Annotated in this window: 3 protein-coding genes; 2 read left to right on the top strand and 1 reads right to left on the bottom strand. The window is 33.7% G+C overall.

The features are described from left to right. Positions 1–339 precede the first annotated feature (339 nt). Complete coding sequence (locus GQR46_RS18100; protein WP_165741888.1) at positions 340–1,269, top strand: diguanylate cyclase; 930 nt, start codon at positions 340–342, stop codon at positions 1,267–1,269. A gap of 250 nt (positions 1,270–1,519) precedes the next feature. Here GQR46_RS18100 and GQR46_RS18095 read toward each other — a convergent pair whose 3' ends face one another. Then, positions 1,520–1,873 carry a hypothetical protein gene (locus tag GQR46_RS18095; protein WP_165741886.1) on the bottom strand — a complete coding sequence of 118 codons (354 nt, stop codon included), beginning with the start codon at positions 1,871–1,873 and terminating at the stop codon, positions 1,520–1,522. A 574-nt stretch (positions 1,874–2,447) separates the two neighbouring features. Between GQR46_RS18095 and GQR46_RS18090 the strand changes: the two genes are divergently transcribed. After that, positions 2,448–2,897 carry an antitoxin Xre-like helix-turn-helix domain-containing protein gene (locus tag GQR46_RS18090; RefSeq protein ID WP_165741883.1) on the top strand — a complete coding sequence of 150 codons (450 nt, stop codon included), beginning with the start codon at positions 2,448–2,450 and terminating at the stop codon, positions 2,895–2,897. Positions 2,898–3,129: the final 232 nt, after the last annotated feature.

Genomic DNA, 3,129 nt, shown 5'->3' with positions numbered 1-3,129 from the left:
TGAAAGTAGCACTGCGTTTCATATATAGATACGCAAGAGGGAAAATTTTAAATAGATTCTGCCCAGCCGTCGTTTTTACCACAGGCATAAAATTATGCTTATAGGCCAAAATTCAGTCAACTATAATATAGATTACGCCAAGCATTGAATTGTACTTTAGGATTAATTAATTTCAAATGATTAGTCACAAATAACTAATTTCATGACCTCAGTGCTTGCTAAAAATCATGCAATATTCTACTCTTATAATGCTTTAAGTTATTGATAAAAAACAAAAACTAGAGCTGGTGATTTACTGCAACTTTAGTATCAAGATCGACTATAGGAAGGGAGATAATTTTGGGATTAAATACTCAAAGCGTTGGTAATAATGAAAACTTAATAATTGAGTTGTTCGAGTCCAAAGTGCTAGTTGTTGAAGATCAGCCTTTAAATGTTCTATTACTGAAAAGAATACTCTCAAACCACTTTAAAGTTGAATCTGTTGAAAGTGGTGAAGCAGCCATAAAGTGGTGCGAAAACCATACCCCTGATTTAATTTTACTGGATATAGTAATGGATGGGATGGGCGGAATAGAAACGTGTAAATACCTTAAAAGCCTTCCTGAAATTAGCAATGTTCCCATTATTTTTATAACGTCATCACATGAAAATGAAGATACCTGTTGGGATGTAGGTGGAGTTGATTTTATTCAAAAACCCTTTACAAAAAAAACAGTATTTAATCGAGTGAAAACTCATCTGACGATTAAGTTACAACGAGACAAGTTAACTAATTTGGTATTTTTAGATAGCTTAACAGGAGTATTCAATAGACGTTATTTTGATACGCATATTGAAAAAGTTGCTCTGAACGCAAAAAGAATGAATGAAGATTACGCTCTCATTTTCATAGATATTGACTTTTTCAAACAGTTTAACGACATATATGGCCACCTAGAAGGTGATAAAGCACTAAAGATTGTCGCACAAACAATACAAAAAACATTAAAAAGACCTCGCGACGTCGTGATTCGCTTTGGAGGAGAAGAGTTTGTTATAGTTCTTCCATCTACCGATTTAGAGGGAAGTATTTTAGTAACCGAAGATGTAATAAAAAATATTAGTGCACTGAATATCCCTCACAGTGGTTCTAATTTTAAACACCTGACTGTCAGTGCAGGAATTGCAACGTTGAGAGGCTTAAAGGGGGAAACTGAAATACTAAAAGTCGCGGATGATAAATTATATATATCTAAACAGTTAGGTAGGAATAGACTAAGCTATTAAAATAAATCACTAAAACTTCATTTCTCTATTTGGTTTACGAGAATCAAATAAGCAACATGACACTATTACAGTAGCTGAGCTAATAAAATGCATTTTTACAGAGACTAACTGAAAGTTAAGACTCTAAAGTAAGTTGTCTTCTTAATCACATAAAGCATCAAATTCCACTTACTTAAGAGTCATTATCTAATAATAATTGATTGTATTTATAACACACCTTGAGGCACGTGTTTGTCAGCGAGTAAAAGCACTAGGGTTTAGTTTGAAACTTAGGTTCGCAGGATTTTAGATAATGAATTCTATTTGACTCAGTCGGTTCAATTTTGAGCTCATTCATATAGAAAAAGCATTCGAGTAGTTTTTGCTTATACTCATTGCTTAAATCATCTGCTGTATAGTCCACATTAAATATTTCATTTAAATTACGCATTAGTTTATTTACTACAGGAAAATACATCTTCCCACTTTCTTCATCTAGGTAAATTGTATGGCTAAAGCTACTCCTTTGAGTATCATCCGATAGGAATGTTAAAAGAAAAATAATGGCAATAAATGAGGTCACTATAGAACCGGTTATGACAATAAAAAGTGAAAATAAACGCATAAATTGCTCCTTTCAAGCTGATTTCTAAAGAAGGAGAATCACATAATATTGAATACTCTCAATTATTATATATTTCCCTTTGCTGCTTCATTGTAGTCAATAAAAAAGAATAAGATGTTTTTTATAGCCAATTATTAAGTAGATGCCTCAATCGTCTTGACTAAATAAATATAGTCCACCCTCCGCCTCGAACAACTTAATGTAACTAGCGCCTCAATACCTGGCTGGCTATCACTCATCCCCGCACCGCTTTGTAGCGTGCTAAGCTTAAAGATCAATAAAAAACTGGAGTACACTAAACTCGCCAATTAAAATCGTTTTTCTTCTAATTGATATATTTACCTCATTATATCGGTTTGTGGAGGTAATGAGGGGGGTAACAATTTGACGGTACGCGAGCCGCGTAAATGTCTACGCGTACCACGTTTACTTGTATATGTGAGCAAACAGCAATTTGACTAATTAACTATTATATTTAGCCAATCACAATGACCGCTATTCGCTCTAACCCGACTATCAGCTTAATAGTAGAAGTGCTATTATTAAATATAACTTTCCTGGCTTTGAGGTATGTATGCCTAGTGATATGCAACCTAGCACTAATCATAAATTTGTAGATATACTCAGCAATGGAAAAGTTAATTTAAGCTCAAACCCTTTAGATGAAATTGAATTAGTTCAACGTGGGTTAGATATAAAAAGTGTTGAGAGATTTAGGCTTGAGTTACAGTGGGATATTCAATCCTTTGCTAAAGCAATTGGTACAAATACTAGAACTTTCGAACGTCATAAAAAAGAGCATAAACGTTTAAATGCAACTTTGAGTGAAAATACCTTTGAGTTAGCTCATCTAGCATCAGCTTGTATTGATTACTTTGAAAATATTGAACGATGGAATAAATGGCTAAATACGTACTCCTTACAATTTAGCTCTAAAACACCTTTAACATTTGTAAATACAATTGCTGGTAGAAGGTTAATTAGGAACGTTGTTAATAACCTCAAACACAGTTATAACGCTTAAAAAGACCCTAGCGTTTGCTGAGGTCTTTTTACTTAGCCTCTGCCTTTTCGGCAGTTAAAAGTCACAAGTTGTGGTTGTTTACTTCCTGGCCTAATTTCAGCTGCCTACTCGGCAGTTCACGGGATTATAGTAGAGCAAATACAACTCGCAGAATTTCCAGCTGCCTACTCGGCAGTTCACTATTAAAAATAGTTTAAATTTCTATAAATACCAAACTGTTAAACGAATTTAA

The organism is Pseudoalteromonas sp. Z1A6 (assembly GCF_011378745.1).
Lineage (GTDB): Bacteria > Pseudomonadota > Gammaproteobacteria > Enterobacterales > Alteromonadaceae > Pseudoalteromonas > Pseudoalteromonas arctica.
This window is presented reverse-complemented; position numbering and strand designations above follow the sequence as displayed.